Source organism: Pseudarthrobacter sp. RHLT1-30-1 (assembly GCF_059383415.1).
The window spans coordinates 122,325-148,680 of the sequence record NZ_JBWZCG010000007.1; the positions used below are offsets into that span (position 1 = coordinate 122,325).

The 26,356-nt window shown below is 67.5% G+C and carries 21 protein-coding genes and 1 pseudogene; 11 read left to right on the forward strand and 11 right to left on the reverse strand.

Translation table 11 applies throughout. The annotated features are described in order from the left end of the window. Window positions 1–1,458, reverse strand: coding sequence for an MFS transporter (locus AC50YM_RS07645; protein WP_494956364.1), 1,458 nt, complete (start codon window positions 1,456–1,458; stop codon window positions 1–3). A gap of 285 nt (window positions 1,459–1,743) precedes the next feature. Here AC50YM_RS07645 and AC50YM_RS07650 point away from each other — a divergent pair, with 285 nt between their 5' ends. After that, complete coding sequence (locus tag AC50YM_RS07650) at window positions 1,744–3,156, forward strand: MFS transporter (protein ID WP_494956365.1); 1,413 nt, start codon at window positions 1,744–1,746, stop codon at window positions 3,154–3,156. 265 nt (window positions 3,157–3,421) lie between these two features. Here the strand turns inward: AC50YM_RS07650 and AC50YM_RS07655 are convergent, their stop codons facing one another. From AC50YM_RS07655 to AC50YM_RS07665, 3 genes are all read right to left on the reverse strand, one after another. Then, complete coding sequence (locus tag AC50YM_RS07655; RefSeq protein WP_494956366.1) at window positions 3,422–4,153, reverse strand: glutamine amidotransferase; 732 nt, start codon at window positions 4,151–4,153, stop codon at window positions 3,422–3,424. 68 nt (window positions 4,154–4,221) lie between these two features. Beyond that, on the reverse strand, window positions 4,222–5,997 hold the full coding sequence (locus AC50YM_RS07660) for an acetyl/propionyl/methylcrotonyl-CoA carboxylase subunit alpha (protein WP_494956391.1): 1,776 nt from the start codon (window positions 5,995–5,997) through the stop codon (window positions 4,222–4,224). Between the two features lie 202 nt (window positions 5,998–6,199). Continuing rightward, complete coding sequence (locus AC50YM_RS07665) at window positions 6,200–6,877, reverse strand: Maf family protein (protein ID WP_494956367.1); 678 nt, start codon at window positions 6,875–6,877, stop codon at window positions 6,200–6,202. 72 nt (window positions 6,878–6,949) lie between these two features. On the opposite strand from AC50YM_RS07665, the gene AC50YM_RS07670 reads away from it, so the two are divergent. After that, complete coding sequence (locus AC50YM_RS07670) at window positions 6,950–7,243, forward strand: hypothetical protein (protein WP_494956368.1); 294 nt, start codon at window positions 6,950–6,952, stop codon at window positions 7,241–7,243. 3 nt (window positions 7,244–7,246) lie between these two features. Further along, window positions 7,247–8,679: pseudogene (locus AC50YM_RS07675) on the forward strand (HNH endonuclease). 147 nt (window positions 8,680–8,826) lie between these two features. Here AC50YM_RS07675 and AC50YM_RS07680 read toward each other — a convergent pair. Continuing rightward, entirely contained in the window at window positions 8,827–11,367 is a 2,541-nt protein-coding gene (locus AC50YM_RS07680) for an MMPL family transporter (RefSeq protein ID WP_494956369.1), read from the reverse strand. A gap of 1 nt (window position 11,368) precedes the next feature. After that, window positions 11,369–12,106 (reverse strand): TetR/AcrR family transcriptional regulator, encoded by a 738-nt coding sequence (locus tag AC50YM_RS07685; protein ID WP_494956370.1) that lies wholly within the window; start codon window positions 12,104–12,106, stop codon window positions 11,369–11,371. 176 nt (window positions 12,107–12,282) lie between these two features. Between AC50YM_RS07685 and AC50YM_RS07690 the strand changes: the two genes are divergently transcribed. Further along, a complete protein-coding gene (locus tag AC50YM_RS07690) occupies window positions 12,283–12,849 on the forward strand; it encodes a hypothetical protein (RefSeq protein WP_494956371.1) in 567 nt (188 codons plus the stop codon). A 163-nt stretch (window positions 12,850–13,012) separates the two neighbouring features. On the opposite strand, the gene AC50YM_RS07695 is transcribed toward AC50YM_RS07690, so the two are convergent. Both AC50YM_RS07695 and AC50YM_RS07700 read right to left on the reverse strand, forming a co-directional pair. Further along, a complete protein-coding gene (locus AC50YM_RS07695) occupies window positions 13,013–14,473 on the reverse strand; it encodes a dicarboxylate/amino acid:cation symporter (RefSeq protein WP_494956372.1) in 1,461 nt (486 codons plus the stop codon). A 420-nt stretch (window positions 14,474–14,893) separates the two neighbouring features. After that, the gene (locus AC50YM_RS07700) at window positions 14,894–16,588 is read right to left on the reverse strand and encodes a DUF885 domain-containing protein (protein WP_494956373.1); all 1,695 of its coding nucleotides are present in this window, start codon (window positions 16,586–16,588) and stop codon (window positions 14,894–14,896) included. A 213-nt stretch (window positions 16,589–16,801) separates the two neighbouring features. On the opposite strand from AC50YM_RS07700, the gene AC50YM_RS07705 reads away from it, so the two are divergent. Continuing rightward, window positions 16,802–17,695 carry an aminoglycoside phosphotransferase family protein gene (locus AC50YM_RS07705; RefSeq protein WP_494956374.1) on the forward strand — a complete coding sequence of 298 codons (894 nt, stop codon included), beginning with the start codon at window positions 16,802–16,804 and terminating at the stop codon, window positions 17,693–17,695. A gap of 120 nt (window positions 17,696–17,815) precedes the next feature. On the opposite strand, the gene AC50YM_RS07710 is transcribed toward AC50YM_RS07705, so the two are convergent. After that, on the reverse strand, window positions 17,816–18,328 hold the full coding sequence (locus tag AC50YM_RS07710) for a VOC family protein (RefSeq protein ID WP_494956375.1): 513 nt from the start codon (window positions 18,326–18,328) through the stop codon (window positions 17,816–17,818). Between the two features lie 54 nt (window positions 18,329–18,382). Between AC50YM_RS07710 and AC50YM_RS07715 the strand changes: the two genes are divergently transcribed. After that, window positions 18,383–19,036 carry a TetR/AcrR family transcriptional regulator gene (locus AC50YM_RS07715; protein WP_494956376.1) on the forward strand — a complete coding sequence of 218 codons (654 nt, stop codon included), beginning with the start codon at window positions 18,383–18,385 and terminating at the stop codon, window positions 19,034–19,036. Between the two features lie 454 nt (window positions 19,037–19,490). Here AC50YM_RS07715 and AC50YM_RS07720 read toward each other — a convergent pair whose 3' ends face one another. Together AC50YM_RS07720 and AC50YM_RS07725 are read right to left on the reverse strand one after the other, a co-directional pair. Next, window positions 19,491–19,724: an acyl-CoA carboxylase subunit epsilon gene (locus tag AC50YM_RS07720; RefSeq protein WP_494956377.1), complete on the reverse strand. Its 234-nt coding sequence runs from the start codon at window positions 19,722–19,724 to the stop codon at window positions 19,491–19,493. Further along, on the reverse strand, window positions 19,721–21,304 hold the full coding sequence (locus tag AC50YM_RS07725; protein WP_494956378.1) for an acyl-CoA carboxylase subunit beta: 1,584 nt from the start codon (window positions 21,302–21,304) through the stop codon (window positions 19,721–19,723). Before AC50YM_RS07725 ends, AC50YM_RS07720 begins: the two co-directional genes overlap by 4 nt. 415 nt (window positions 21,305–21,719) lie before the next feature. Here AC50YM_RS07725 and AC50YM_RS07730 point away from each other — a divergent pair, with 415 nt between their 5' ends. The 5 genes from AC50YM_RS07730 to AC50YM_RS07750 form a co-directional block, all read left to right on the forward strand. Continuing rightward, complete coding sequence (locus AC50YM_RS07730) at window positions 21,720–22,625, forward strand: SDR family oxidoreductase (RefSeq protein ID WP_494956379.1); 906 nt, start codon at window positions 21,720–21,722, stop codon at window positions 22,623–22,625. A gap of 72 nt (window positions 22,626–22,697) precedes the next feature. Beyond that, entirely contained in the window at window positions 22,698–23,639 is a 942-nt protein-coding gene (locus AC50YM_RS07735; protein ID WP_494956380.1) for a biotin--[acetyl-CoA-carboxylase] ligase, read from the forward strand. Continuing rightward, window positions 23,632–24,240, forward strand: a complete 609-nt coding sequence (locus AC50YM_RS07740) for a PH domain-containing protein (protein WP_494956381.1) — start codon at window positions 23,632–23,634, stop codon at window positions 24,238–24,240. The genes AC50YM_RS07735 and AC50YM_RS07740 overlap by 8 nt, the downstream gene beginning before the upstream one ends. Then, window positions 24,230–25,657, forward strand: coding sequence for an adenylate/guanylate cyclase domain-containing protein (locus tag AC50YM_RS07745; RefSeq protein ID WP_494956382.1), 1,428 nt, complete (start codon window positions 24,230–24,232; stop codon window positions 25,655–25,657). Before AC50YM_RS07740 ends, AC50YM_RS07745 begins: the two co-directional genes overlap by 11 nt. Window positions 25,658–25,906: 249 nt before the next feature. Beyond that, window positions 25,907–26,356, forward strand: a 450-nt coding sequence (locus AC50YM_RS07750) for a hypothetical protein (RefSeq protein ID WP_494956392.1), incomplete at its 3' end; no start/stop codon positions are given.

Sequence of the window (26,356 nt, forward strand, 5' to 3'; positions counted from 1 at the left end):
TTAGACGTGTCCCATCGCGTTGCGGTTGGCGTTGCGGATGTAGCAGAACCAGCACACGGCCAGCATCAGCAGGTAGGCCCCGACGAAGCCGTAGAACGCGGGGGTGTAGGAGCCGGTGGCGGTGTTGGAGGCGTTGAGCACCTGCGGGATGACGAAGCCGCCGTAGGCTCCGATGGCCGAGATCAGGCCGAGGGCCGAGGAGGCCAGGCGCTGGGTGGCCACGGTGCTGGCTCCGGCCCGGGCTGCCCGGCTGGAGGTGGCGAAGATGACCGGGATCATCCGGTAGGTGGCGCCGTTTCCGAAGCCGCTGGCGGTGAAGAGGAGCAGGAAGAGGACGAGGAAGAGCCAGAAGTTCTTCAGCGGCAGGGTCCAGATCATGGTCAGGGTGATGACGGCCATCGCGGCGAACGCGGTGACGGTCATCCGGGCGCCGCCCATGCGGTCCGCCATCCGGCCGCCGTAGGGGCGGGCCAGCGAACCGACCAGCGGGCCCAGGAAGGCGAGGGACAACGCCACGGTGCCGACGCCGATGGAGGAGAATGCCGGGAAGTAGTCCTTGATGAGCTTGGGGAAGACCCCGGCGAAGCCGATGAACGAGCCGAAGGTGCCGATATAGAGCAGCGCCATGATCCACAGGTGGGGTTCCTTGAGCGCGGCGAGCGAGCCCGCGACGTCGCCCTTGGCGCTGGTGAGGTTGTCCATGTACTTCCAGGCGCCGAACGCGGCGAGCAGGATCAGCGGGACCCACATGAGTCCGGCGACCGGCAGGTTCACCGTGCCGGCAGCCAGCAGGGTGATGGCGATCGGGACGGCAAGCTGTGCGACGGCGGCGCCGAGGTTTCCGCCGGCGGCGTTCAGGCCCAGCGCCCAGCCCTTTTCGCGGGCGGGGTAGAAGAAGGTGATGTTGGCCATGGAGCTGGCGAAGTTGCCCCCGCCGAAGCCCGCCAGGGCCGCCACGAACAGCATGGTGCCGAACGGTGTTTCCGGGTTGGAGACGCACATGGCCAGCCCGGTCGAGGGGATCAGCAGCAGCAGGGCCGAGACGATGGTCCAGTTGCGGCCGCCGAAGCGGGGGACCATAAAGGTGTAGGGGATCCGGAGAGTGGCGCCGACCAGGCTGGGCATCGAGATCAGCCAGAAGATTTCCGACGTTGAGAAGCTGAAACCTGCTGCGGGCAGCTGGACGACCACAATCGACCAGAGCTGCCAGACCACAAAGCCCAGGAACTCGGCGAAGATGGACCAGTTCAGGTTGCGCCGCGCAATGCCGCGGCCCAGGGACTCCCACTGGTCCTTGTTCTCGGCGTCCCAGTTGGCAATCCAGCGGCCGGGGCGGTACTCAAGGGCGGGGCCGCCGAGGGCGGTGCCGGCGGCGGGGCCGGCAGCGGTTGTGCCTCCGGCTGGCGAGGTGCGGGGGGAAACGCCGGTGTCAGCGCTTGCGGTGCGTTCAGCAGTCACGGGGACCTCCTTGGAATGTTGTCCTTCCAAACTAGGGAAGCCGCGTTTCCGGGACCCTCGCGGTTTGTTAACGTGCTGTGACGTTTGCCTATCGGCGCGTTTGTTACGGCGTGAGGAGCGAGGTGAAGCATAGTGTGATGACCACCACGTGAGACGAACTGAAACGTCCACATGGTGGACCGCTTGTCCAGCGAATGGACTATGGGAACTAATATGTAATCCTACTTATCCTTTTCCGGACGGCCTCAGGGTTCACCCGTCCGGTCTTCATGAAAGCGCAACTACATGTCCTCCACCGCTAACCTTTCGAAGCAGGGGTCGGCCCAACCGGTGAACTCGCGCGGCCGCGTCATCGTCGCCAGCCTGATTGGCACCACCGTTGAGTTCTACGACTTCTACGTGTATGCCACCGCCGCTGTGCTCGTCTTCCCCCGCCTGTTCTTCCCCGGCCAGAACGAGACCACCCAGCTGCTGAGCTCCTTCGCCGTCTTCGGCGTCGCATTCATCGCCCGGCCGCTCGGCTCCATTGTCTTCGGCCACTTCGGTGACAAGTTCGGGCGCAAGGGCACCCTGGTCGCGTCACTGCTGACCATGGGTATCGCCACGTTCCTGATCGGCTGCCTCCCCACGGCCCTCGTTCCGGGCTGGGGATTCTGGGCGCCGGCACTGCTGGTTGTGATGCGCTTCGCCCAGGGCCTTGCCCTCGGCGGCGAATGGAGCGGAGCCGCGCTGCTGGCCACCGAGAACGCCCCGGCCAACAAGCGCGCCATCTACGGCACGTTCCCGCAGCTGGGAGCGCCGATCGGCTTCATCATTGCCAACGTGATTTTCCTGGTCTTCAGCTACGCCCTGACGCCGGAAGCCTTCATGGAATGGGGCTGGCGTGTTCCGTTCCTGCTCAGCGCCGTGATGGTCATCATCGGCCTCTACGTCCGGCTCAAGCTGATCGAGACCCCGGCCTTCACGAAGGTCCTGGAGTCCAATGAGGTCGCCAAACTGCCTCTGGCCCGGGTCTTCAAGAGCAGCTGGCGCCAGCTGATCCTGGGCACGTTCATCATGCTCGCCACCTACGTGCTGTTCTACCTGATGACCACGTTCACGCTGACCTTCGGTACCCGGGCCTCGAGCCTGGACGCCGCGAAGGCCGCAGCCGAGAAGGCCGGCAAACCGATGACCGAGGCCGCCGCGGCCGCGTTCGTTCCCGGCCTGGGCTACACCCGGAATGACTTCCTCTGGATGCTGATTGCCGGCGTCGTGTTCTTCGGTATCTTCACCCTGGTCTCCGGCCCGCTGGCCGAAAAGTACGGCCGCCGCAAGATGCTGATCGCCGTGACCCTCGGCATCTTCGCTTTCGGTCTGCTTTTCGTCCCGCTGTTCAGTGCCGGCTTTGCGGGCACGATGGCCCTGCTGATCATCGGCTTCTCCCTGATGGGCCTGACGTTCGGGCCGATGGGCGCGCTGCTGCCGGAGCTGTTCCCGACAAACGTCCGGTACACCGGTTCCGCCATCAGCTACAACTTCTCCAGCATCCTCGGTGCGGCCGTGGCCCCGTTCATTGCCGTGTGGCTCTGGGAGCTGGGCAAGGGCAGCCCCGTCCTGGTCGGCGTCTACCTCGCCATCATGTCGGTGCTGACGCTGATCGCACTGTTCGTCAGCAAGGAAACCCGCGACCTGGAGTACACCAACAACGTGGCCTGACCCCCGCTTAGGGGGCCGGGGCTGACGCTCCAGCCCAGTTGCTGAGGGAATTGCCCGGTGTGTTCGCTGAACACGCCGGGCATTTCCGTGTCGGCAGGAGGTTGTGGGGAGACAACTGGGCAGGAGCGTCGGAGGGCCAGGAGCCAGGAGTGCAGGAGCCACGAGCCCGGAGGGGCAGGAGCCAGGAGCGTCGGAGGGCCAGGAGCGGCAGGAGCCACGAGCCCGGAGCCACGAGACACGAGCCAGGAGCGCGGTCCGGGACGGGCTAGCTCGCGTAGCGTTCCACGAAGTTCCGCAGGATCTTCATCGGCTCGGTGGCGGAGAACCGGCGGGCATCCTCCATCAGCATCTCGGCGGATTCCGGCGGGAAGTAGCCGGCATGGCGGTAGATGTCGATCCGGGTGACCAAACCCTGGGCGTCGAGTTCGGGGTGGAACTGGGTGGCGTAAAGATTGGTCTTGATCCGGAACATGTGCACCGGGCAGGCGGCGGAACTGGCCAGCAGCACGGCGTGGGACGGGAGGACGGTGCAGGCCTCCTTGTGGCCGGTGAAGGCCGTGAAGCTGTCCGGCAGCCCCCGCAGGAGCGGATCCACCAGCCCTTCGTCCGTCAGCTTGATGGTCACGCCACCGAGCCCTTCGCCGTAGGTCCGGTCAATCACCGCGCCCTGGTGCCGGCCCAGCGTGCCGACCCCGTAGCAGGCACCCAGGAATGGGAAGTCCTCGGCCACGATCCGGTCCAGCAGCTGGGCGAGCTCGTGCTCCACCCGGTGCTGGACATCGCTTTTTTCGTCCGCTGGGTCGCTGGACGTGAACGGGCTTCCGCCCACAATCACGCCTGAGTACCCGGAGAGCTCAAGCGGCGGCAGGGGAGCGGCTTCCATCCGGATGCGCCTCAGCTGCGAGGGTTCGAGCCCGCAGTAGCGTAGGTAGGCCTCGTATTCGTCCTCGGCGGCGGCGTCCTCGGCCCGGGAGGCGAGCAGCAGAAATGGCTTCACTGAACCAGTCTGCACGGGCGGGACACGGGGGCGCCAGAGGCGCGCCCGCGTCCCGCCGCAGGTGGGGGCTACTCGGCAGCCGAGTCCTCGATCAGGGCGATGATGGCGCCCGCGGAGACCGTCTCGCCGGCGGAGGCGGACAGGCTGATCACGATTCCGGCGCGGTGGGCGGTGAGCGGCTGCTCCATCTTCATCGCTTCCAGCACCACCACAAGATCACCTTCGGCAACGAGGTCGCCCTCGCCCACGGCCACCTTCACGATGGTGCCCTGCATGGGGGAGGTCAGGGCGTTGCCGCTGGCGGCCACCACCGCCCCGCCGCTGCGGGTGCGCTTCTTGGCCTTGGCCGGCTTCCCGCCGCCCGTGCCGCCGCCGCTGCCCAGCGACGCCGGAAGGACGACTTCCAGGCGCTTGCCGCCGACCTCGACGACGACGCGCTGGCGTTCGCCGGCGTCGGGCGCTTCAGCGCCGGTGCCCGTGGGGGTCCAGGCGGGGATCTCGTTGACGAAGGCCGTCTCGATCCAGCGGGTGTGGACCTTGAACGGACCCTCGGCCGGAGCGAAGTCGGGGTCGGTGACGACGGCGAGGTCGAACGGGATGACGGTGGGGATGCCCTCGACGACCATTTCCTCGAGCGCGCGGCGGGCGCGTTGCAGGGCCTGCGGGCGGGTGGCGCCGGTGACGATGAGCTTGGAGAGCATCGAGTCGAAGTTGCCGCTGATGACGTCGCCCTGCTCCACGCCGGAGTCGATCCGGACGCCGGGGCCGGTGGGGTTCAGCAGCCGCGTGATGGTGCCCGGGGCGGGCATGAAGTTGCGGCCCGGGTCCTCGCCGGTGATGCGGAACTCGATGGAGTGGCCGCGGACCTCGGGGTCCCCGTAGCCGAGTTCCTCGCCGCGGGCCAGCCGGAACTGCTCGCGGACGAGGTCGATGCCGGTGACTTCCTCGGAGACGCAGTGCTCCACCTGGAGGCGGGTGTTGACCTCGAGGAAGGAGATGGTGCCGTCCTGGCCCACAAGGAACTCGCAGGTGCCGGCACCGAGGTAGCCGGCCTCCTTGAGGATGGCCTTGGAGGATTCGTAGAGCCGGCGGTTCTGCTCCTCGGTGAGGAACGGCGCCGGTGCTTCCTCGACGAGCTTCTGGTTCCGGCGCTGCAGCGAGCAGTCGCGGGTGGAGACCACCACGACGTTGCCGTACGCGTCGGCGAGGCACTGGGTTTCGACGTGGCGCGGGGCGTCCAGGAAACGCTCGATGAAACACTCGCCGCGGCCGAAGGCGGCGACGGCTTCACGCACGGCGGATTCGAACAGTTCGGGAATTTCCTCGCGGGTGCGGGCCACCTTGATGCCGCGTCCGCCGCCGCCGAAGGCTGCCTTGATGGCGACCGGCAGGCCGAATTTGTCGACGAACTCAAGAATTTCCTCGGCGGACTCCACCGGGTCGGCGGTGCCGGGAACCTGCGGTGCGCCGACTTTCTCGGCGATGTGGCGGGCCTGGACCTTGTCGCCCAGGGCGGAGATCGCGGCGGGGGAGGGCCCGATCCAGGTGATGCCGGCGTCGATCACCTTGGCGGCGAACTCGGCGTTCTCGGCCAGGAAGCCGTAGCCGGGGTGGATGGCATCGGCGCCGGAGCGGTGGGCGACCTCGATCAGTTTGTCCATCACGAGGTAGGACTCGGCGGCGGTGTTGCCGCCCAGGGCGTAGGCCTCGTCGGCGAGCTTGACGTGCAACGCGTCGCGGTCCGGGTCCGCGTAGACCGCCACGGAGGCGAGGCCTTCATCGCGTGCGGCGCGGATGATGCGCACCGCGATTTCGCCGCGGTTGGCGATCAGCACCTTGCTCATCCGGCGGGATGCTACAGCGCCGCCCTCCTGGGCCGATCGCTGCACGGTATTTGCGGACTGCTCCGAATTTGCTGACAAGGCGTCTCCTTCTTTCCTTCAGGGAGCCTAGCGCGGTTTTGTGGGTTCCGCCGATATTACTTGCGGATTCCGCGGGTAAAGCGCCGAGTCTTTGTAGGGATGCTACAAAGGTCTGCGAATTAGCTCACTCGGCCCGGAGCAGGGCGGGATCCGCTGCCCCGGTGGTCCACAGATCGGTGATGCCCACCTGCGCCCGGCCCAGCAGCCCGCGGAGGGTGGAAATGGACAGCCCGACGACGGCGTGCGGGTCGCCGTCGACCTTGCGGATAAAGGCCCCGCCGTAGCCGTCGATGGTGAAGGAGCCCGCGCACTGCAGCGGTTCCCCGGTGGCGATGTAGGCGTCGATTTCCTCGGCGCTCATTTCCATGAAGTGGACCTCGGCGGACGTGACGTGACCGAGGGTCGCGCCGGAGCCTGCCGGGCCGGACTCCTCGGATCCGTCGGTGTCGCGGCAGTCGACCAGCCAGTGGCCGGTGTGCAGCACTCCCTTGCTGCCGCTCATCCGGAGCATCCTTTCCTTGGCGACGTCGGCGGTGTACGGCTTTCCGTGCGCCTCGCCGTCGAACTCAAAGACCGAATCGCAGCCGAGCACCAGCGCGCCGTCGGCTTCCGGCAGCGAGGCGACGGCCTCGGCCTTGGCGCGGGCCAGCAGCAGGGCGGTGTCGTGCGGATCCGTGACGCCGTAACGGGCCTGGACCGCGTCCTCGTCCACATCGGAGACGAGGACCTCGTGCCGGATGCCGGCGTCGGTCAGGAGCTTGGTGCGGGCGGGGGACTGGGAGGCAAGAATAAGGCGGGTCACCGCTCCAGCCTAGTTCTTGGGGGCGTCGTCGCCGTGCCCTTTTTTGTCAGAGGTCGGTGGGAACGTTATTTCATGGACGGGAACCAAGGACCGGAAGAGAAGCTCCGCAGCGTGATAGCGATGTGCGGCCGCGCGCTGGAGGAGGCTACTTTGCCCGAGAGCAGCGCAGAGCTGATTGAGGCCTGGCGGCGGCTGGAGGAGCTGAACGCAGCGTTGGCAACTGTCACGACGCGTCTTGAAGTGGCGCTGGTCCTTAGCCGTGTGCCGATATCTACCTCCGGTGTGGGGACTTCCCCGATGGCCTCCGAAGCGGTTGACCGGCTTCTGTTGGCCCTCAATAATGTCTTAGCCCTCCGGGACACTTGAGCCATGGACGGTACTCAGTCAGCCGCGGACGCTCTGGCAGCAGTGGGGTGCGACTGCGCCTGTGGTTGCGGGAAAAGGCCGGGAATTGAAGATGCAGGCACAGCGCTGCGCGGCGGCGGCGTGCCTGAGCTGGACGGTGCGGGGTTGATTGCTGAAATCCGGGCCCTGGAAGCCCGAAAGTCTGCCCTGGCTGCCCGACAGGCCCAGCTCTCGGTCGCCTTCGATCTGCGCCAGCGCCGCGAACAGAGGGACCTTGGGGTGCCTCCGGCGGAGCTGGGCGCCGGAGTCGGCGCGCAGATCGCCCTGGCCCGCCGGGAATCCCCGGCCCGCGGCGGACGGCTCCTGGGCCTGGCCAAAGCGCTCGTCACCGAAATGCCGCACACCCTCGCCGCGCTGGAAACCGGGCAGCTCAACGAATGGCGCGCCACCCTCTTAGTGCGGGAAACCGCCTGCCTCTCCGCAGAGGAACGGGCCGCCGTCGACGAAGAGCTCGCCGCCGACACCGGAACCTTCGACGGCGCCGGGGACCGCAAATCATCGCCGCGGCCCGGACCGCCGCCTACCGCCGCGACCCCCGCTCCGTCACCCAGCGCGCCAGCCACGCCGCGACCGAACGGCACGTCAGCCTCCGCCCGGCCCCGGACACCATGTGCTACCTCACCGCCCTGCTCCCGGTCTCCGCCGGCGTCGCCGCCTACGCCGCCCTGACCCGCCACGCCGACACACTGCGCTCCGGCGGAGACCCCCGCACCCGGGGACAACTCATGGCCGACACCCTCGTCGAACGCACCACCGGAAAAGCCGGCGGAATCAGCGGCATCGAAATCCAGCTCATCATGACCGACCGGACCCTCTTCCAGGGCGAGACCGAACCCGCCAGACTCCCCGGCTACGGCATCGTCCCCGCAGGCTGGGCCCGCGACCTGCTCAAAACCGCGGGAACAGGACCCGGCTCAGGGGACGCTGACATGAACCTCTGGCTCCGCCGGCTCTACACCGCCCCCGGCACCGGCGAGCTCACGGCAATGGACTCCCGCGCCCGGCTCTTCCCGCCCGGCCTGCGCCGCTTCCTGACCGCCCGCGACGACACCTGCCGCACCCCGTACTGCGACGCCCCCATCAGACATTTCGACCACATCATTCCCTGGCACCAGAACGGAGCGACGACCCAGAGAAACGGGGCTGGGCTCTGCGAAGCCTGCAACCACACCAAAGAAGCCCCCGGCTGGACCGCACGCCCGCGCCCCGGACCCCGCCACACCTTCGAAGTCACCACCCCCACCGCACACACCTACCACTCCACCGCCCCGCCCCTGCCCGGAACCCCTGCCCGGCAAGCGGAGCCGGACTTGGCCGTGGCAAGGAGCACAAGCCGACGCCGCCAAAGAGCCAAGGAACTCCTTCGCACCCGCAGGCAGAGCAAATTTGCGGCCTGAACAAACCCCGCGGTGCGCCGCCTGCCGGCTGTCGTGCCTGGACGCCAGACTGGCCGAACGCGCCACAACAAAGCCGCCCGCCGATTGGAATAATCGGCGGGCGGCTCGTGGATCCCCGTATGGCGGCCGGTTGGCAGCCGGTGTCGGCTACCGGGCGGTGGCCTCGGCGGGTTCCGCCACGGGACCCGGGACGGTGGCCGCGGGCTTGCGCAGTTTGGCGCCTTCAACGTCGACGTTGGGCAGGATGCGGTCCAGCCAGCCCGGCAGCCACCAGGCCTTCTCGCCGAGCAGGTACATCACGGCCGGGACGATCGTCATCCGGACCACAAACGCGTCGATCAGGACGCCGAAGGCCATCGCGAAGCCGAGCGGCCGGACCATGTTCAGGTGCGAGAAGATGAAGCCCGAGAACACACTGACCATGATGATCGCGGCTGCGGTGACGACGGCAGCGGCGTGGCTGAAGCCCGACCGGACCGCATGCTTGGCCGATTCGCCGTGCATGTAGGACTCGCGCATTCCGGAGGCGATGAACACCTGGTAGTCCATCGCCAGGCCGAACAGCACACCGATCAGGATGATCGGCAGGAAGCTCAGCACGGCGCCGGGGTTCTCCACGCCGAAGATGGCACCCAGCCAGCCCCACTGGTAGACCGCGACAACGGCGCCAAACGCGGCGGCGAGCGAGAGCAGGAATCCGCCGGTGGCCAGCAGCGGCACCCAGATGGAGCGGAACACCAGCAGCAGCAGGATCAGCGAGAGGCCCACCACGATCGCCAGGTACGGCGGCAGTGCGTCACCGAGTTTGGTGGACACATCGACGTTGCCGGCGGTCTGACCGGTGAGCCCGATGCTGACCCCGGTGGTGTCCCTGATCTGGCCCTTTTCGGCGCGGAGCTCGGAGACAACCTGGACGGTGCTGGCGCTGGCCGGGCCTTCGTTCGGGATGACCTGGAACACTGCGGTGCGGCGGTCCTCGCTCAGGGCCAGCGGCACGGCGGCGCTGACATTCCCGGTCCCGCGCAGGATGTCTGCGACGTCGAACTGCTTGGCCTGCGCCTCGGTTTCGCTTAGGCCCTCGGGCAGGTCACCCACCACGATGATCGGGCCGGTCATGCCCTCGCCGAAGCTCCCCTTGGTGACGTCGTAGGCCTTGAAGGCCTGCGAGGCGACCGGCTCGGAGCTGGCGTCCGGCAGGGCGAGCCGCAACTGGCTGGCGGGCAGCGCCACGACACCGAGCAGCACGACGCCGGCCAGCAGGGCAAGCCACGGGTGGCTGGTGACGATGCCGCCCCAGCCATGGCTGCTGCGGTATTCGTCTTTGGCGCGGTCCTCGGTTTCGTGGCCGGGAGCGGCGTTGTGCCGCTCCGCCCTGGCCCAGGCCCGCTTGGAGATCAGTTTCCGGCCCACGAGGGAGAGGATTGCCGGCGTGAGCGTCAACGCAACGACGACGGCGACTGCCACCGTCGAGGCGGCGGAGAGGCCCATCACGGCGAGGAAGGGAAGTCCCGGGACGACGAGGGCTGCCAGGGCGATGATGACGGTGAGTCCCGCGAACAGCACAGCATTGCCGGACGTGCCGGTCGCCAGCGCCACGGACTCCTCGGGGTCCATGCCGGCGAGCAGCTGGCCGCGGTGCCGGTTGACGATGAACAGGGAATAATCGATGCCTACGGCGAGGCCGAGCATCAGCGCCAGCATCGGGGAAATGGAGCTCATGTCCACGGCGCCGCTCAGGGCGAACGTTCCGCCCACACCGACGGCGACGCCGACAATGGCCATCAGCAGCGGGAGTCCGGCGGCGATGAGTGTCCCGAGCATGATGATCAGGACCAGGGCCGCAATCGCGATGCCGATGATTTCGGCGGTGCCGAAGAGCTCGGAGATGTCCTCGCTGATTTCCTTGCTGGGCAGGGCGGTCACGTTGGCGGCGGAAACCTCCTTGACAATGTCCTGGACTTCCTGCCGGACCTCGGGCTTGAGCCCGTTGATGGAGGTGGTGAACTGGACCTGCGCGATCGCGGCCTTGCTGTCCTCGGAGACGAAGCGGAGGCCCTTCGAGGCCTCCAGCTGGCGGGTGCCGAGGGCCAGCTTTTCCGCACCTGCCGCAAGTTCCTTGGTGCCGGCGTCGAGCTTTGCCTGACCGTCGGCGAGGGCTGCTTTCTGCTGGCCGAGCCGCGCGTCGATCGCCGCGGACGGCAGGCCAGCGGCCGTCATCTGCTGTTCGGCAGCCTCCAGCTGGGCTTTTCCTGCGGCGAGTTCGGCCGCGGCCGTCTCCAGCTGGGCCTTGCCGGCATCGGACTGGGCCTGCCCGGCGGCCAGGTCTGCTGCCGCCTGGTCCAGCTGCGCCTGGGTGGCGAACGGATCAACCGTGCCCCGGACGTCCGGGAGGGTCTTGAGCTTCGTCAGCGCAGCCGTGACCGCGTCCTTGCCGGCCTGGCTTAACTGGGCATCGTTGGCTTCAAACACCACACTGGCGGAGCCGCCGGAGGAGGAGGGAAGCTCCTTTTTGAGCTTGTCCGCCATCTGCTGGGTTTCGGTGCCCGGGATCTGGAAGTTGTTGGAAAGGGTGCCGTGGAAGGCGGCTGCCGCGCCACCGACGGCCACCATGACGGCGAGCCACAGGGAGATAACGAGCCAGCGGTGACGGTAGGAGAACTTGCCGAGGCGGTAGAGCAGTAGGGCCATGTCAGTGCCGATCTGGGGAAGGGGTGGCGGTGGTGTCGGCGGCCGGGGTGGCAGCCTGGACGGTGTCGGGGCGGGCGAACCCTGAGCCCAGCAGGCTCATGCTATCGATCAGAAGTTGCCGGAGGGTTGACAGCGACTCCGGCGTCAGCGACCCGCCGCAGCGGGCGAACCAGACGTCCATTGCGGCTTTGCCGCAGGAGATGACCGAGCCGGCGAGGGCGCGGAGGTACAGTTCGTCGAGCTCGACGCCGCCCCCATCGACCCGCTCGCGGGCAGCGGCAATGATTTGGACCGTGCAGTGGTCCCAGGCTTCCAGCTCGGACCGGCTGAGCTGCGGATTTGCCTGGCCCAGGCTGTACAGCTCGGCCATCGGCGCCACTGTCATCGGGTCGGCGAGTTCGACGAGGGCGGCCCTGGCCGACTCCAGGAAGGGTTCGCTGGCGGGCCTGAGCCGGAACTGCTGAAGCGCAGTGTCCAGGAACCCGAACGTGACGGCGGCGATCGCGGCCTCCGTGCTGCCGAAGTAGTTGAAGAACGTGCGGCGGGAGATGCCGGCGGCGTCGGAGATGTCCTCCACGGTGAAGTGGCCCGGACCTTTGGAACGGAGCAGCCCCAGGGCGGCGTCCGTGATGGCCTGGCGGGTGGCCGCTTTGTTCAGCTCGCGGCGTGAGGGCGCCTCCGGCGTGGAACCTGGCGCCGGGGGCGTGGCGGGTGTGGCGGCGCGGGGGGAGGGGGACACGCAATTACACTACGTGCATGTTTGCACTCCGGGCAACTTTTCCCATTTGCCTTCACAGGAAGATGAAAGGTTCCCAACAGCTCCAGCCGAAGCGGCCGTCGGAGACTTGAACTACGTCTTGGAAGAGACAACCACCAATCGCAGCCGTCACTATGCTGCAGACCAGGAGACAGCACATGTCACGCACCAAGAGAATAACGCTCGCCATCTCCGCCGGGGCTCTGGCCCTGGGCGCAGGCCTTGGCGTTACCGGGATGGCTTCAGCAGCCACGACTCCCGCACCCACCCCCAGCACCAGCGCTTCTGCTGAGGCGACACCCGGTACCACCGACGGCCAGGGTATGCGCGGCGGACACGGACCCGGCCGCGGCGGTGAGCGCGGTGTGGCCCGGGCTGCCGAACTGGCTGCCAAGCTCGGCGTGGACGAGGCCAAGGTGACCGAAGCCCTCCAGGCTTTCCGCGAAGCCAACAAGCCGGCCACCCCGCCGGCCGAAGGAACTAAGCCGGACCGCGCCACGATGGACGCGGAACTGGCCAAGTCGCTGGCGGCGTCGCTCGGGATTGAGGAATCCAAGGTCACCTCGGCCCTGGCGGAGCTGCGGACCGCGGCACAGGCTGAGCGCGCGGCGGGGCTGAAGACCAAGCTGGACAAGGCTGTCACCGACGGCACGCTGACCCAGGCCGAGGCTGACGCCGTCACCAAAGCCGTCGAGAAGGGCGTGATTGGCGGAGGCGGCCACTAGGTCCAACTGCTTGGGCCCGGCACGCGGATCAACGAGGGCGTCCGGGCCGACCTGCTCGGCTGCGGCGCCGGATGATGACTGAAGAGTTGCCCGCTTAAATGAAGGAGTCCCCGGGAGCTGAACTGCTCCCGGGGGCTCCGTCAGTTAAGCCTCGTGTTGGCGGTTACGCCCTGGCGCCGGCCAAGGCGCGGTCTTCCTGCGACGCTGCGGGAGCAGCGGCGGCGGACGGATCAACGGCGGCGGATCCGGCGTCGTCTGTCCCGTCGGAGTCGTCGGCGAAGGGGTCGCCGTTGCGCAGTGCGTTGTACAGCGTCTCGTCGAGGATGCCCTGGCGCTTGGCCACGATGGTGGGGATCAGGGCCTGACCGGCCACGTTGACGGCGGTGCGTCCCATGTCCAGGATCGGGTCGATCGCCAGCAGCAGCCCGACGCCGGCCAGCGGCAGTCCCAGGGTGGAGAGGGTCAGGGTCAGCATGACGACGGCGCCGGTGGTGCCGGCGGTTGCGGCGGAGCCGAGCACGGCGACGAGGGCAATCAGCAGGTACTGGGTGAAGTCGAGTTCAATTCCGAAGAACTGCGCCACGAAGATCGCCGAGATGGCCGGGTAGATCGCGGCGCAGCCATCCATCTTGGTGGTCACGCCCAGCGGCACGGCGAACGAGGCGTAGGCACGGGGGACGCCCAGGCTGCGTTCCGTCACGCGCTGGGTCAGCGGCAGCGCGCCCACCGAGGAGCGCGAGACGAAGGCCAGCTGCACGGCCGGCCAGACGCCGGAGAAGTACTGCTTGATTGAGAGGCCGTGGGCGCGGACCAGGACCGGATAGACGACGAACAGCACGAGGGCCAGACCCACATAGATGGCGAAGGTGAACTTGCCCAGCGAACCGATGGTGTCCCAGCCGTAGATCGTGACGGCGTTACCGATCAGTCCGACGGTGCCGATGGGGGCGATCCGGATGATCCACCAGAGGACCTTCTGGATCACGGCGAGGGCGGAGGCGTTGAGGTTCAGGAACGGCTCGGCCGCCTTGCCCACCTTCAGCGCTGCGATGCCGACGGCGACCGCGATCACGAGGATCTGCAGGACATTGAAGCTCACCGAGGTGGTGGCGGCGCCCTCCGTGACAGTGGTGCTGGCCCCGAGTCCCAGGAAGTTCTTCGGGAACAGGCCGATCAGGAAGGACCACCAGTCACCGGACTTGCCGGAATACTTGGCCTCCTGGGTGATGCCGGTGTTGGCGCCGGGCTGCAGGAGCACGCCGAGTCCGATGCCGATCAGCACCGAGATCAGCGCGGTGATGGCAAACCAGAGCAGCGTGTTCCAGGCCAGCTTGGCGGCGTTGGAGACGGCCCGCAGGTTGGAGATGGAGCTGACGACGGCGGTGAAGATGAGGGGGACGACGGCGGTCTGCAGCAGTGAAATGTAGCTGGAGCCGATGGTCTGCAGCGTGGCGCCCAGGCCGTTGGGGCTCGCCTTGGTGCTGCCCGTGTACTTGGCCAGGAGACCGAGCCCCAGACCCACTATCAGGGCGGCGATGATCTGGAAGCCGAACGAGCCGGCCCATTTGGGCAGCTGGAAGCCGGTCTTTCCGGCGGGTGCGGGGGTGCTTGTCTGAGTGCTCACTGGAACACGCTAGAACCGGCACCCCTATCACGGCGAACGGATGTTGAGAAATATTACGTGGCACATTTTCGGTCACAAGCGCTGAATCACTGGGATTGCGCCGAAAGACGGCCCCTTTGTGAAGTTATTCCCACCCCCGGTGTGGCGATTGTCTCGTGAAGCGGGGGCCTTCGGGACGGAACGCGGCCACTCCCGCAGCGCCCGCCTGAGGGAAGCGCGCAAGGACCGCCGAAAGAATCCGCCGGGTGGCCCGCCGAGGCGAGACTTCGCGCCCATCGAGCGCGGGCAGAGTCAAGTAGTCGGAGCAACGCTGGGGGTTAGGCTGCCTGCAGCAGCTGGTTCAGGCGGTTGGCGTGCGGGGATTCAGCCCGGCACGGCGCCGCGCCCCAGGCTCAGCACCTCGGCGGTAGGGTGCCGCGGCTACTCCAGCAGCGCCCGCCTGAGCGTGTCGAGGCCGACCGAACCGATGTTCAGCGCCTTGGTGTGGAAGGCCTTGAGGTCGAAGTCGGGGCGGGATTCGAGCTCGGCGCGGATTTGCTCCCAGAGCCGCTGGCCGACCTTGTACGACGGCGCCTGGCCTGGCCAGCCGAGATAGCGGGTGAACTCAAAGTTAAGCTGGCCCTCGCTGATCGCAAGGTTCTGCTTCAGGAAACCGTAGCCCTTGTCCGGAGTCCAGGTGCCCGACCCCCAACGCTCGGGCACCTCCAACTCCAGATGGACACCGATGTCGAACACCACGCGGGCAGCCCGCATGCGCTGCATGTCCAGCATGCCCATGTGGTCACCCGGGTCCTTGAGATAGCCCAGTTCCTGCATCAGCTTCTCGGCATACAGGGCCCAGCCCTCGCCGTGCCCGGAAGTCCAGCACACGCTGCGGCGCCACGTGTTGAGCAACTCACGGCGGTAGATGGCCGTGGCGATCTGCAGATGGTGCCCGGGGACGCCTTCGTGGAACACGGTGGTGGTCTCGGCCCACGTGGTGAAGGTGTCCTCCCCGGGGGGAACGGACCACCACATGCGTCCGGGGCGCTTGAAGTCCTGGGACGGCGGGGTGTAGTAGATGCCGCCCTCGTCGGTGGGGGCGATCCGGCATTCGATTGTTTTCATGATGTCCGGGATCTCGAAGTGGACGCCGGCGAGCTCGGCCACGGCCCGGTCGGAGAGCTCCTGCATCCACGTCTTAAGGGCGTCGGTGCCCTTGAGCTGGCGGCCGGGATCGCCGTCCAGGAGCTCCTTGGCTTCATCAACCGTCGCCCCGGGCCGGATTTCCCCGGCAACCCGCTCCTGTTCGGCGATGAGGCGCGCGAGCTCCTCCACGCCCCAGGCGTAGGTCTCTTCCAAGTCCACGGTGGCGCCGAGGAAGGAGCGGGATGCCAGGGCGTAGCGCTCGCGGCCCACGGCATCCTTCTCCGGCGCGACGGGCAGGAGCTCGGACTCAAGGAAACCTGCAAGGCGGGAGTACGCCACGCGGGCGGCGGCGGCGCCGGCGTCGAGCCTGGCCTGCAGCTCCGGCGGGAGCGGCCCGTCGGCGGTCTTGGCGCCTGCCGCGAGCTTTGCGAAGAAGCCGTCCTCCGCGGCGTACTTGGTGGTCTGTTCGATGACTATCGAGACCTGGCGGACCGCGGAAACCTTGCCATCCTCCTTGGCGGCGCGCAGGGACTCGATGTAGCCGTCGACGGCGCCCGCAACGTTGTGCGCCCTGCCGGCGATGTGTTCCCAGTCCTCGGCAGTCGCCGTGGGCATGAGGTCGAAGATGGAGCGGATCTGCTGGGCGGGCGATTCGATGTTGTTCAGTTCGGCAAGATTCCAGCCCGACGCGTGGATCTCCAGCTGCAGGCCCAGGCGCTCGTGCAGGGCGTCGAGCGTGACGGCGTCGACGTCGTCCGCCGGCGCCAGGCCGTCCAGCGCGGCGAGCGCCGCGCGCGCGGCCGCCGCGAACTCCTCGTGCCCGGCGGGGGAGAAGTCCTGGTATTCGGTCTCGTGCCCGGGGAGCCCCAGTTCGGTGGCGAAGCTCGGGTTGAGCCGGATCAGGGTGTCCGTGAGGGCGTCGGCGACGGCGTCGATGGGGGTGTGGGGGCGCCCGGGGGCGGCGGTTCCAGTGGTTTCGATAGTCACCCGAAAGAGACTAGCCGGGCTCCGGCTGTTATGAAAGGGTTGCTGCACTTTTCCCGCGGGACATTCCGTGGGGCATCCCGCAGGGTGCTGAGGCGCAGAGTTATCTGGCCGTAATTCGCCGCGCTATCTGGCCTGCTCGTCTCTCGCCGCCCGCGGGTGATTCCCGTGCCGGACATTTCACAACTGGGGCGCCTCACCACTTAGCATCGCTACATGACACAGGTTTTGTTGCCACTTGCTGCCCGGGGCCGGCTCCTCGATCGGTTCGGCACCGCCGCTCAAGCGTGGATCGATGGTTTCGGAACGATCGTGGCAGAGCTTTGTCAGAAATGGGGACTGGACCCTCGCACTGTCCTCGCGGGTGGAACGGGCGCCGTTGTGGAGTGCGTTTCGAGTGCGGACGGAACGCGGTACGCGCTGAAGCTCTCACCCGACCGCGCGATCGCAGAGCAGGAGTCAGCCGCGCTGACGTACTGGGCCGCCGCCCCCACCGTCGTCGAACTGGTGGACGCGGACGCCACCCGTGGCGCGATTTTGCTGGAGTGGCTACCCGACACCACCGGGCTGGCCGCCGCATCGTGGGGAATCGCGGAGGTCGCCCCTCTCATCAAGGACCTATTCTCACCGCGGGGCACACCCCTACCCGATGTTCCCCTGGCGCGTGAGCGCGTGGAGTTCGTGTTCGAGTTGTGGGACCGGCGCCAACGCGCTCTCCCGGACTCACCGATCGACACGGCAGTTTGGCGTCGATGCCACGCGGCTGCGATGGAGATGGCAAGTGGCGGGGATTCACTGCTGCACGGCGATCTTCACCCCGGCAACATTCTGCGGGTCGGCGCCGGGCGCAGGGTGGTCGCCATCGACCCACGCCCGTGCATTGGAGAGCCAGCGATGGACCTCACCGACCTGGCCATAACCGGGGCGACCAGCGCAGCGGACATCCGCAGCCGGTGCCGTGAGCTCGCTGATATCGCTGATCCGATAGACGCAGACCGGCTGTGGCTCTGGTGCTGCAATTTCGCCCCGATCATGGCAGTCTCACTCGCCCGCCGCGCTGCGAGGACCGAAGACATCACCCTCATGCGGAACCTCGCCTGCGCCCGCTGAGGCCGCCCGGAGGGTGTGGCTTGGCGGAAAAATGGTGGTGAAATCGCAGCCTTGATTTGTCGCTCCACGGTGCCGTTTGAGGAACACATCAGGTCCGTTTCACCCGTCGGCCCGCGCCGTTCACGGCGCCGCACCCGTTGCGCCGCTGGACGCGGCCCTATCGGCACGCCATTGCTCCTCCTTGGCCCGTGCGGTGGCAACGGCGTCGTTGATGACGAGCGGGGCGGCCGGGTCGATCTCCGTGTGGGATTCCCTCGAGTAGAAGCGAACCTCATGACCGTCGGGGTCGTGCAGCATCGGCAGAATCCAGCCGATCGTCGCGAAATGCACCCCGGCATGGGCCTCGCCGAGGCCGGTCAGGTGGGCCGCCAACGCCTCCATCCGCTCCCGGTCGGGTACTCCGATGGAGAAGTAGTCGAAGCCGGCTGACGCCTTCGCCCGGTCCGGGTTGAGGTTCAGTGCGAGGTCGGGCCCGCCGGCGGGATGGGTCATCGCGACGCCCGTGCGGCGACCGTCGTCGCGGAACTCGATGACGACTTGATAGCCCAGCCGGGTGCCGTACCACCGGATTGACCGGTCCAGGTCGGAGACGGGCAGTTTGAGGTGGTGCACTCCGGCCAGTGTTGGAATCATCGGAAAGCCTCCTAATTGCAGTGCAACTGTATTGATGCAGTTATACTGCATTGTATGAGCGAAGACGTCAAGGGAAAATCCCTCACCAATCCGGATCTGAGGGCCAGCCGGGTGGCCCGAACCGAGGCCCAGCTCATTGAGGCCGCGGGCGTGCTTTTCCTCGATCAGGGCTACGTGGCCACCACTCTTGCCCAGATCGCCGAGCGCGCCGGTGTCGCTGCCCGTACCGTCTACGTCCGCTTCGGGACGAAGGCAGCCCTGTTCAGCCGTGTCATCGACCAGGCGCTTGTGGGTGACGCAGAGCCGGTCGATGTCGCCCACCGCCCCCGGGCTCAGGACGCGATGACCGCCGACACGCTGGCCGAACGGATCGACGCCCTCGCCGACGTCTCGGTCGGTATCGCGGAGCGGGCAGGGCCGCTGTTCGAGGTCGCTGCCCAGTCCGAGGGTCTTGAGCCGGAGCTCGCCGAAGCCGCCCGGGCCGGACGCCGCGCCACCACCCAGCTGTGCCAGTCGTTCTGGGACCACGCCGCCGCCGATGGCCTCCTCGCAAAGGGTCTGCACCCGGAACGCCTCACCGTCGTCACTGACGTCCTGCTCTGCGCAGACACGGTCGTGCACATCCGGAGAGCCCACGGCTGGTCTGCCGCCGAACACCGGTCACTCATCGTCGACACTCTGACGGCCCTCACCGGCCGTCGCACATGACCGTCGTTGGTCCGGTTGGCGCGCATCTGGTGGCGACTTGGGGCGGAGTCGTCGGATGAGCCGGAACTAGCCGCCGGTAACCGGGACATCCCGGCTGGGGAATGGTCAGTAGAGTTCTTCCCCGCGAAGAACCCTTTCCAGATCTGCACTGTTCAGGCCCGCTGCTTCAAGAATCCATTTTGTCCCGTAGCCTGCCTGGCTGGAGGAACGGACAGTGACACCAAGATCGAGGGCAGCCCTCCGGCAGGCATCCATGGCCTGGCGCAGTTCATTCGCCGCTTGCTGAACCGGCAGCCTTACTTCATCCGGTGGCACCGATAAATGTGCACTCGTGTCGTCAATGTTGAAACTCCAGTCTGAGGCCAATTTCCCCCCGCTCTTGGTGCTCGAGATCTTGGTGCTCGAGACATGCACAGGATAGGGGATGAAGCGGCCTGCTGCGCAGGGGTGTGCGTCAGCCGCGGCTGCGCTTCCAGGACCCGGGGCCGGGCTTCGGTGCCAGCTGCAGCTGCTGCCGGCGGATCCAGTGCCGGGCGCCCGGCTTCTCCGGTGCAGCCGCTTCGCCGCTGCCCAGGGCCAGCACGACGGCGGTCAGCGCCGCGAGTTCCGCCGTCGTCGGTTCGCCCTTGACCACGGCGAGCAGGGGCTGCTCCGCCGGGGTTGGCTCCTCAGGCTCGACCTGCGTCACAGCGGGATGTTCCCGTGCTTCTTGGCGGGCAGGCTGGCGCGCTTGTCCCGCAGGGCACGCAGCCCCTTGATGATCTGCACCCGGGTCTCGGACGGGGCAATGACGGCGTCCACGTAGCCCAGCTGGGCGGCCTGGTACGGGTTGAGCAGCTCTTCCTCGTACTGCCGGATGACCTCGGCGCGCTTGGCCTCGACGTCGCCGCCGGCCTCCGCGACCGCGGCCAGTTCGCGGCGGTAAAGGATGTTGACAGCGCCCTGGGCGCCCATGACGCCGATCTGCGCGGTGGGCCAGGCCAGGTTCAGGTCCGCCCCGAGCTTCTTGGAGCCCATCACGATGTACGCTCCGCCGTAGGCCTTGCGGGTGATCACCGTCAGCTTCGGCACGGTGGCCTCGGCGTAGGCGTAGAGCAGTTTCGCGCCGCGGCGGATGATGCCCTGGAACTCCTGGTCCTTGCCGGGCAGGAAGCCCGGCACGTCCACCAGGGTGATGATCGGGATGTTGAAGGCGTCGCAGTGCCGGACAAAGCGGGCGGCCTTCTCCGAGGCGGCGATGTCCAGGGTGCCGGCGAACTGCATCGGCTGGTTGGCCACGATGCCCACGGTGTGGCCCTCGATCCGGCCGTAGCCGATCATCACGTTCGGCGCGTAGAGGGACTGCATTTCCAGGAAGTGCGCGTCGTCCACGAGCTGTCCGACGACCTTGCGCATGTCATAGGGCTGGTTGGCCGAGTCGGGGATCAGCGTGTCCAGGGCGAGGTCGTCGGCGTCGAGCTCCAGCTCCTGGGTGTGCTCCAGCACCGGGGCCTCGGCGAGGTTGTTGGAGGGCAGGAAGTCCAGCAGTTCGCGGACGAACTCGATGGCGTCGGCCTCATCGGAGGCGAGGTAGGTCGAGGTGCCCGTGGTGGCATTGTGCTGCCGGGCGCCGCCCAGGGTCTCCATGTCCACGTCCTCACCGGTGACGGTCTTGATCACGTCAGGGCCGGTGATGAACATGTGCGAGGTCTTGTCCACCATGACCACGTAGTCGGTCAGCGCGGGGGAGTAAGCCGCTCCGCCGGCGGACGGGCCCATGATCAGCGAAATCTGCGGTACGACACCGGAGGCGTGGACGTTGTTGCGGAAGATGTCCGCGAACATCGCCAGCGAGGCGACGCCTTCCTGGATCCGGGCGCCGCCGCCGTCGAGGATGCCGACGACGGGGCAGCCGTTGCGCAGCGCGAATTCCTGGACCTTGACGATCTTTTCGCCGTTGACCTGGCTGAGCGAGCCGCCGTAGACAGAGAAGTCCTGGCTGTACACGGCCACGGGGCGCCCGTCCACGGTGCCGTAGCCGGAGACCAGGCCGTCGCCCAGCGGCTTCTTCTTCTCCATGCCGAAGGCGGTGGAGCGGTGCACGGCGAGGGCGTCGAACTCGACGAAGGAACCGGCGTCCAGCAGCAGGTCAATGCGCTCCCGGGCGGTGTTCTTGCCGCGCGCATGCTGCTTCTCGATCGCTTCCGGGCCGGAGGGCTGTTCAGCACGGGCCTGGCGGTCGCGGAAGTCGGCAATCTTCCCCGCGGTCGTGGTCAGATCGTGGCTCATCAAGTGTCTCCGGCTCTGTAGCGTCTGCTGAATCGTGTGCTGCGGATGGTGCTGCGTGCGCCGGCCCTGTCCTGCGTGGCGCTTTAGCTGTTATCCACAAAGGCGGGGCCTTGATGGCAAGTCTAGTGACGCCAGAGGCCCATGCCGCTGTAGAAAACCTACAATATTCGGCCCGACTCTCACCGGCACCGCCGCGTCGATACTGGCGGAAGTTGCCGACGGCCCGCGACGCTCCAGCCCAGTTGCCCGCGGATTGCCCAGCCTTAGCGCCCGGGATTGCGCGGGTCCGGCGGGCTATTTCGGGCTCAGCCGGGCAGTAACTGGGCAGGAGCGTCGGCAAGCAAACGGTACAAGCCGTGCAGGCGGGGCACGCCTTTGTTACTCGTCGGTAACATAACTCCGCTAGAGTGTCCCCATGACTTCGAGCAACGATGCTTCGGGCACCGCCCCGCAATCCCAGCAACAAGGGCCCTACCAGGCCGCCGGTTCCCTCCAGGGCCGCACCATTCTCATCTCCGGGGGAAGCCGCGGCATTGGCCTGGCCATCGCGACCCGCGCAGCCCGCGACGGCGCCAACATCGTCCTGATGGCCAAGACCGGCCAGCCGCACGCCAAGCTGGAAGGCACGGTCTACTCCGCCGCCGAGCAGATCGAGGCAGCCGGCGGCCAGGCCCTGCCGCTGGTCGGCGATGTGCGCAACGACGACGACGTCGCCGGCGCGGTGGCCGCCGCCATCGAACGTTTCGGCGGAATCGACGTTGTCATCAACAACGCCTCCGCGATCGACCTGTCCCGGACCGACGATGTCGACATGAAGCGCTATGACCTGATGCAGGACATCAATGTCCGCGGCACCTTCCTGCTGTCCAAGCTCGCCCTGCCCGCGCTCCGGGAATCCGACGCCGGCCAGATCCTGACGCTCTCCCCGCCGCTGAACCTGGATCCCAAGTGGGCCGGAATGCACCTGGCGTACACGATGGCGAAGTACGGCATGAGCCTGACCACGCTGGGGCTGGCCGAGGAACTTAAAGTCGACGGCATCAACGTCAACTCGCTGTGGCCCTGCACCCTGATCAACACCGCCGCCATCCGCAACATGCCGGGCGGCGAAAAGATCGTCCAGGGCGCCCGCGGCCCCGAAATCATGGCGGACGCCGCCCACGCCGTGCTGACCAGCAGCAACGCGATCCCGGCCTCCGGCAGCTGGAGCGGCAACTTCTATACCGACGAGCAGGTCCTCGCCGCCGCCGGCGTCACGGACTTCACCCCCTACAGCCTCGGCGCCCCGGAAGACCGGCTGATCCCTGACATCTTCCTCTGAGTTTGCTGAGGATCCACGCATCCTGCGCCCTGGCAGGCGCCGGGGCCGCCGTGACTCGGTAGGATTCAAGGCATGGAAGCCGCGCAGGAAGCCCCGGACCGACCGCCCCTCGACGTGAACGCCCTTGGTGACGAGTCGTTCCTGGCCGCCCACGGCATTCCCCGGCTCACGGTGGTCGAATCCACCGGCTCCACCAACGCCGACCTGCTCCGCGGCGTCACCGAGGATCCCGGGGCCTATCCGGACCTCACCGTGCTCACCGCCGAATTCCAGAGCGCCGCCCGCGGCCGCCTCGACCGCCACTGGGACGCTCCGGCCCGCAGCTCGGTCTCCGTCTCGCTGGTGCTCCGCCCGGTCAACGCCGAGGGGCGCCCGCTGCCGACGCACCGCTACTCCTGGCTCTCGCTGCTCTCGGCCCTGGCCCTGCGCGAGGCCCTGCTGGAGACCGCAGGAATCCCGGCGGAGCTCAAATGGCCCAACGACGTCCTGGTCCGCGGCCGGAAGATCGCCGGCATCCTCGCCCAGCTGGGCCCGATGGCGGGCGGCGCCGTCCCGGCCGTGGTGCTGGGGACCGGACTGAACGTCACCCTCACTGAGGCCGAACTCCCGGTGCCCACTGCCACTTCCGTCCTGCTGGAACACCCCACCACGGTGGACCGGACCCAGCTGCTGAAGAGCTACCTGTCCCGTTTCGCCACGCTCTACCGCAGCTTCTGCAACGCCGACGGCGATCCCGCCGCCGGGATGGCTGGCGGCCCCTCGCTGCACAAGCGGGTCGAGCACCTGCTGACCACGCTCGGCAAGCAGGTCCGCGCCCAATTGCCCGGCGACCACGAGATCATCGGCCACGCCACGCGCCTGGATGAATACGGCTCGCTCCTGGTCGTCGATTCCGGCGGACATGAGCACGTCGTGACGGCCGGCGACGTCGTGCACCTGCGGCCCTGGACACCACCGGGCACGGAAGACGGCAGTCCCGGCAGCAATCCGGGCACCGAAAGCGGTTATGCGTAAAGAGCTCCTCCCGGGCGAGCAAGTGATTGTGGTGACCCGGCCGCAGCCCCGGACCCTGATTGTCCCGGCGCTGGTCTTTATCCTGGTTCCGGCGCTCGCCGCCTACGCCAGCGCCTGGATCGTGAAGGGCGGCCCGGCCCAATTCGTCCCGCTCATCAAAGGCTCGGCCAAGGAGTGGACGCCCTGGCTGATCGGGGCCGCCATTGCGCTGGCGGCCTGGGTGCTGCTGGGCTACTGCCTGCGGCGGGTGATGACCTGGCACGCCACGAAATACACCCTCACGAGTCAGCGCCTGGTTGCCCGCTACGGCATGCTGCGGCGGCGCGACCAGCAGGTTCCCCTGGCCACTGTCCGTAATGTGGTCGTTGATCAGTCGTTTCTCCAACGCGTATTGCGATCGGGGAACATATCCTTGGAGACCGGACACCCCGGCCGCACCGTGGTACCCGACGTCCCGGAAGTCGCGACGTTCCGGAACTACATCCTCGACGCCATTAACGATCTCCCGCCGGAGGAGATCGCGGGCCCCGAGGGCATGATGGACTACCCCGATGCGGCGTGGCCGTGGGAGACGAGAGAAGGTGGAAGAGATGAGCGCTGAGAACGTCCACCAGGACGCCGGCCTCCTGGACGAGGAACCGTCACAGGTTCCGGACGCCGTCGTCGAGACCGCCAGCCTCCAGGAAGCCGTCCTCGATTCCGTGGCCAGCCGGGACGACGGGGACGCCGCAGACGGCGTGTCCAACGCCGAAGCCTGGCTTCCCGATTCCGCTGACACCGACGTCACGGTCGAACCGGAGTCCGACGACGACTCTGATTACGACGACGACGACGACGCCGCCGCGAACGAGCCCGCCGCGAACGACGACGACTCTGATTACGACGCCGACGCCGAGTCCGACGAAGCTCCGGCCGGAGCGGAGTCCGCCGCCGACGCCGCGCCGGCTGCCCCCGCCGCGCCCGCCACCGGCACGATGTCCGCCGAGCGGATCGCGCTGAAAGCCCTGGAGCAGCGGCTGCTCGGCGGGGAACGCAAGCTCCGCCGGCGTGAAGTCGCGGCCGGCGCCGGACTGTCCCTGCTCTCCGCCCGCAAACTCTGGCGGGCCCTGGGCTTTCCCAACATCGGGGACGAGGACGTTGCCTTCACCGAACGCGACCAGGCTGCACTGACTCTCGTCGTGGACCAGGTCCGGTCCGGCAAGCTCACCGAGGAAGCCGCGATTTCCGTCACCCGGGCCATCGGCCAGATGACGGACCGCATGGTGGTGTGGCAGATCGAAGCCCTTGTCGAGGACATGGTCCACCAGCAGGGCGTCACCGACGCCGTGGCCCGAAAACGGCTGGTCAGCGAACTGCCCTCCCTCGTGGACGCGATGGAGGAAATGCTGCTTTACTCCTGGCGCCGCCAGCTCAACGCCGGCGTCCAGCGCCTCGCCGTGCGCGCCGAGGCCGGACTGGCGTCCAGCGAGGAAGGCCGCGAAGGCGACGAGGACGACGCCCCGCTGCCGCTGGCACGGGCCGTCGGATTCGCGGATCTGGTCTCCTACACGAGCCTGTCCCGCCGGATGAACGAAAAGACGCTCGCCCAGCTGGTCCAGCGCTTCGAGAACAAGTGCGCCGAGATCATCTCCGTGGGCGGCGGCCGCCTGGTCAAGACGGTCGGTGACGAAGTCCTGTACATCGCCGAGACCCCCGCCGCCGGCGCCGAAATATCGCTCGCCCTGTGCCAGGCGTTCACCGAGGACGAGATCCTGCCGCAAGCCCGCGTGGCCATGGTGTGGGGCCGTATCCTCTCCCGGCTGGGCGATATCTACGGCCCGACGGTGAACCTGGCGGCCCGGCTCACGGCGCTGGCTGATCCGGGGACCGTGCTGGTGGACTCCATGACGGCGTCCGCGCTGGAACAGGACGAACGGTTTGTGCTGCTTCCGCGCCCGGCTGAGGATGTCCGCGGCTTCGGCGAAATCCATCCGGTGCAGCTGCAGCGCGGCAGCGGCCGCGGGCTCGTCCTGGATTAGGGACTTTGACCTGCGTCGATGCGAAGCCAATCGGAGTTGACTCCGCGAAGGTTTCTCTAATCGATGGCTAATATGCGATAGTCGAGGCATCTGGTACCACGTGGGCGATGCACCCTGCGCGGTTGCCGTGACCTTCTGGGGGACACAGCACACATGAAGACCTTCCTTTCCACCCTGCGGCCTAAAACCCGCCGGACTGATGCCTCACGCCCGCTGGGCGGCCGCTTCACCGCGCGCCGGCGGCGTTTGATGGCCGGTACCGGCATCGCCGTGGCCTCGGCGGTGTTGATCACGGGCGCGATTATTTATCCGGGGTTTAAGACCACTGAGGTGGAGTTGAATGACGGTGGGGTGTGGGTGGTGTCGAAGTCCAAGAATGCGGTGGGGCGGTTGAATTATCCGTCTCGGGTGTTGGATGGGGCGGTGACGCCGGCGTCGTCGACGTTTGATGTGTTGCAGGATGCCGGGACGGTGTTGGTGGATGATGCGGCGGGCTCGACGTTGAATCAGGTGTCGGCGGCGCAGTTGCGGTTGGGTGGGGATAAGAAGTTGCCGGGTTCGGCGGCGGTGAGTTTCGGGTCGCAGGTGATTGCGGTGACGGATCCGGTCAAGGGCCGGGTGTGGGCGTTGTCGCCGTCGACGGTGAATGGTTTTGATGAGGAGAATTCGGAGCCGGTTTTGGTGGGGTCGGCGGGGCTG

Excerpts from the sequence above, each read along its gene's own strand:
- AC50YM_RS07650 (WP_494956365.1), top strand. The coding sequence starts at position 1,744 with ATGTCCTCCACCGCTAACCTTTCGAAGCAGGGGTCGGCCCAACCGGTG.
- AC50YM_RS07660 (WP_494956391.1), bottom strand. The coding sequence starts at position 5,997 with ATGAGCAAGGTGCTGATCGCCAACCGCGGCGAAATCGCGGTGCGCATC.
- AC50YM_RS07670 (WP_494956368.1), top strand. The coding sequence starts at position 6,950 with ATGGACGGGAACCAAGGACCGGAAGAGAAGCTCCGCAGCGTGATAGCG.
- AC50YM_RS07680 (WP_494956369.1), bottom strand. The coding sequence starts at position 11,367 with ATGGCCCTACTGCTCTACCGCCTCGGCAAGTTCTCCTACCGTCACCGC.
- AC50YM_RS07690 (WP_494956371.1), top strand. The coding sequence starts at position 12,283 with ATGTCACGCACCAAGAGAATAACGCTCGCCATCTCCGCCGGGGCTCTG.
- AC50YM_RS07705 (WP_494956374.1), top strand. The coding sequence starts at position 16,802 with ATGACACAGGTTTTGTTGCCACTTGCTGCCCGGGGCCGGCTCCTCGAT.
- AC50YM_RS07710 (WP_494956375.1), bottom strand. The coding sequence starts at position 18,328 with ATGATTCCAACACTGGCCGGAGTGCACCACCTCAAACTGCCCGTCTCC.
- AC50YM_RS07715 (WP_494956376.1), top strand. The coding sequence starts at position 18,383 with ATGAGCGAAGACGTCAAGGGAAAATCCCTCACCAATCCGGATCTGAGG.
- AC50YM_RS07725 (WP_494956378.1), bottom strand. The coding sequence starts at position 21,304 with ATGAGCCACGATCTGACCACGACCGCGGGGAAGATTGCCGACTTCCGC.
- AC50YM_RS07730 (WP_494956379.1), top strand. The coding sequence starts at position 21,720 with ATGACTTCGAGCAACGATGCTTCGGGCACCGCCCCGCAATCCCAGCAA.
- AC50YM_RS07735 (WP_494956380.1), top strand. The coding sequence starts at position 22,698 with ATGGAAGCCGCGCAGGAAGCCCCGGACCGACCGCCCCTCGACGTGAAC.
- AC50YM_RS07740 (WP_494956381.1), top strand. The coding sequence starts at position 23,632 with ATGCGTAAAGAGCTCCTCCCGGGCGAGCAAGTGATTGTGGTGACCCGG.
- AC50YM_RS07745 (WP_494956382.1), top strand. The coding sequence starts at position 24,230 with ATGAGCGCTGAGAACGTCCACCAGGACGCCGGCCTCCTGGACGAGGAA.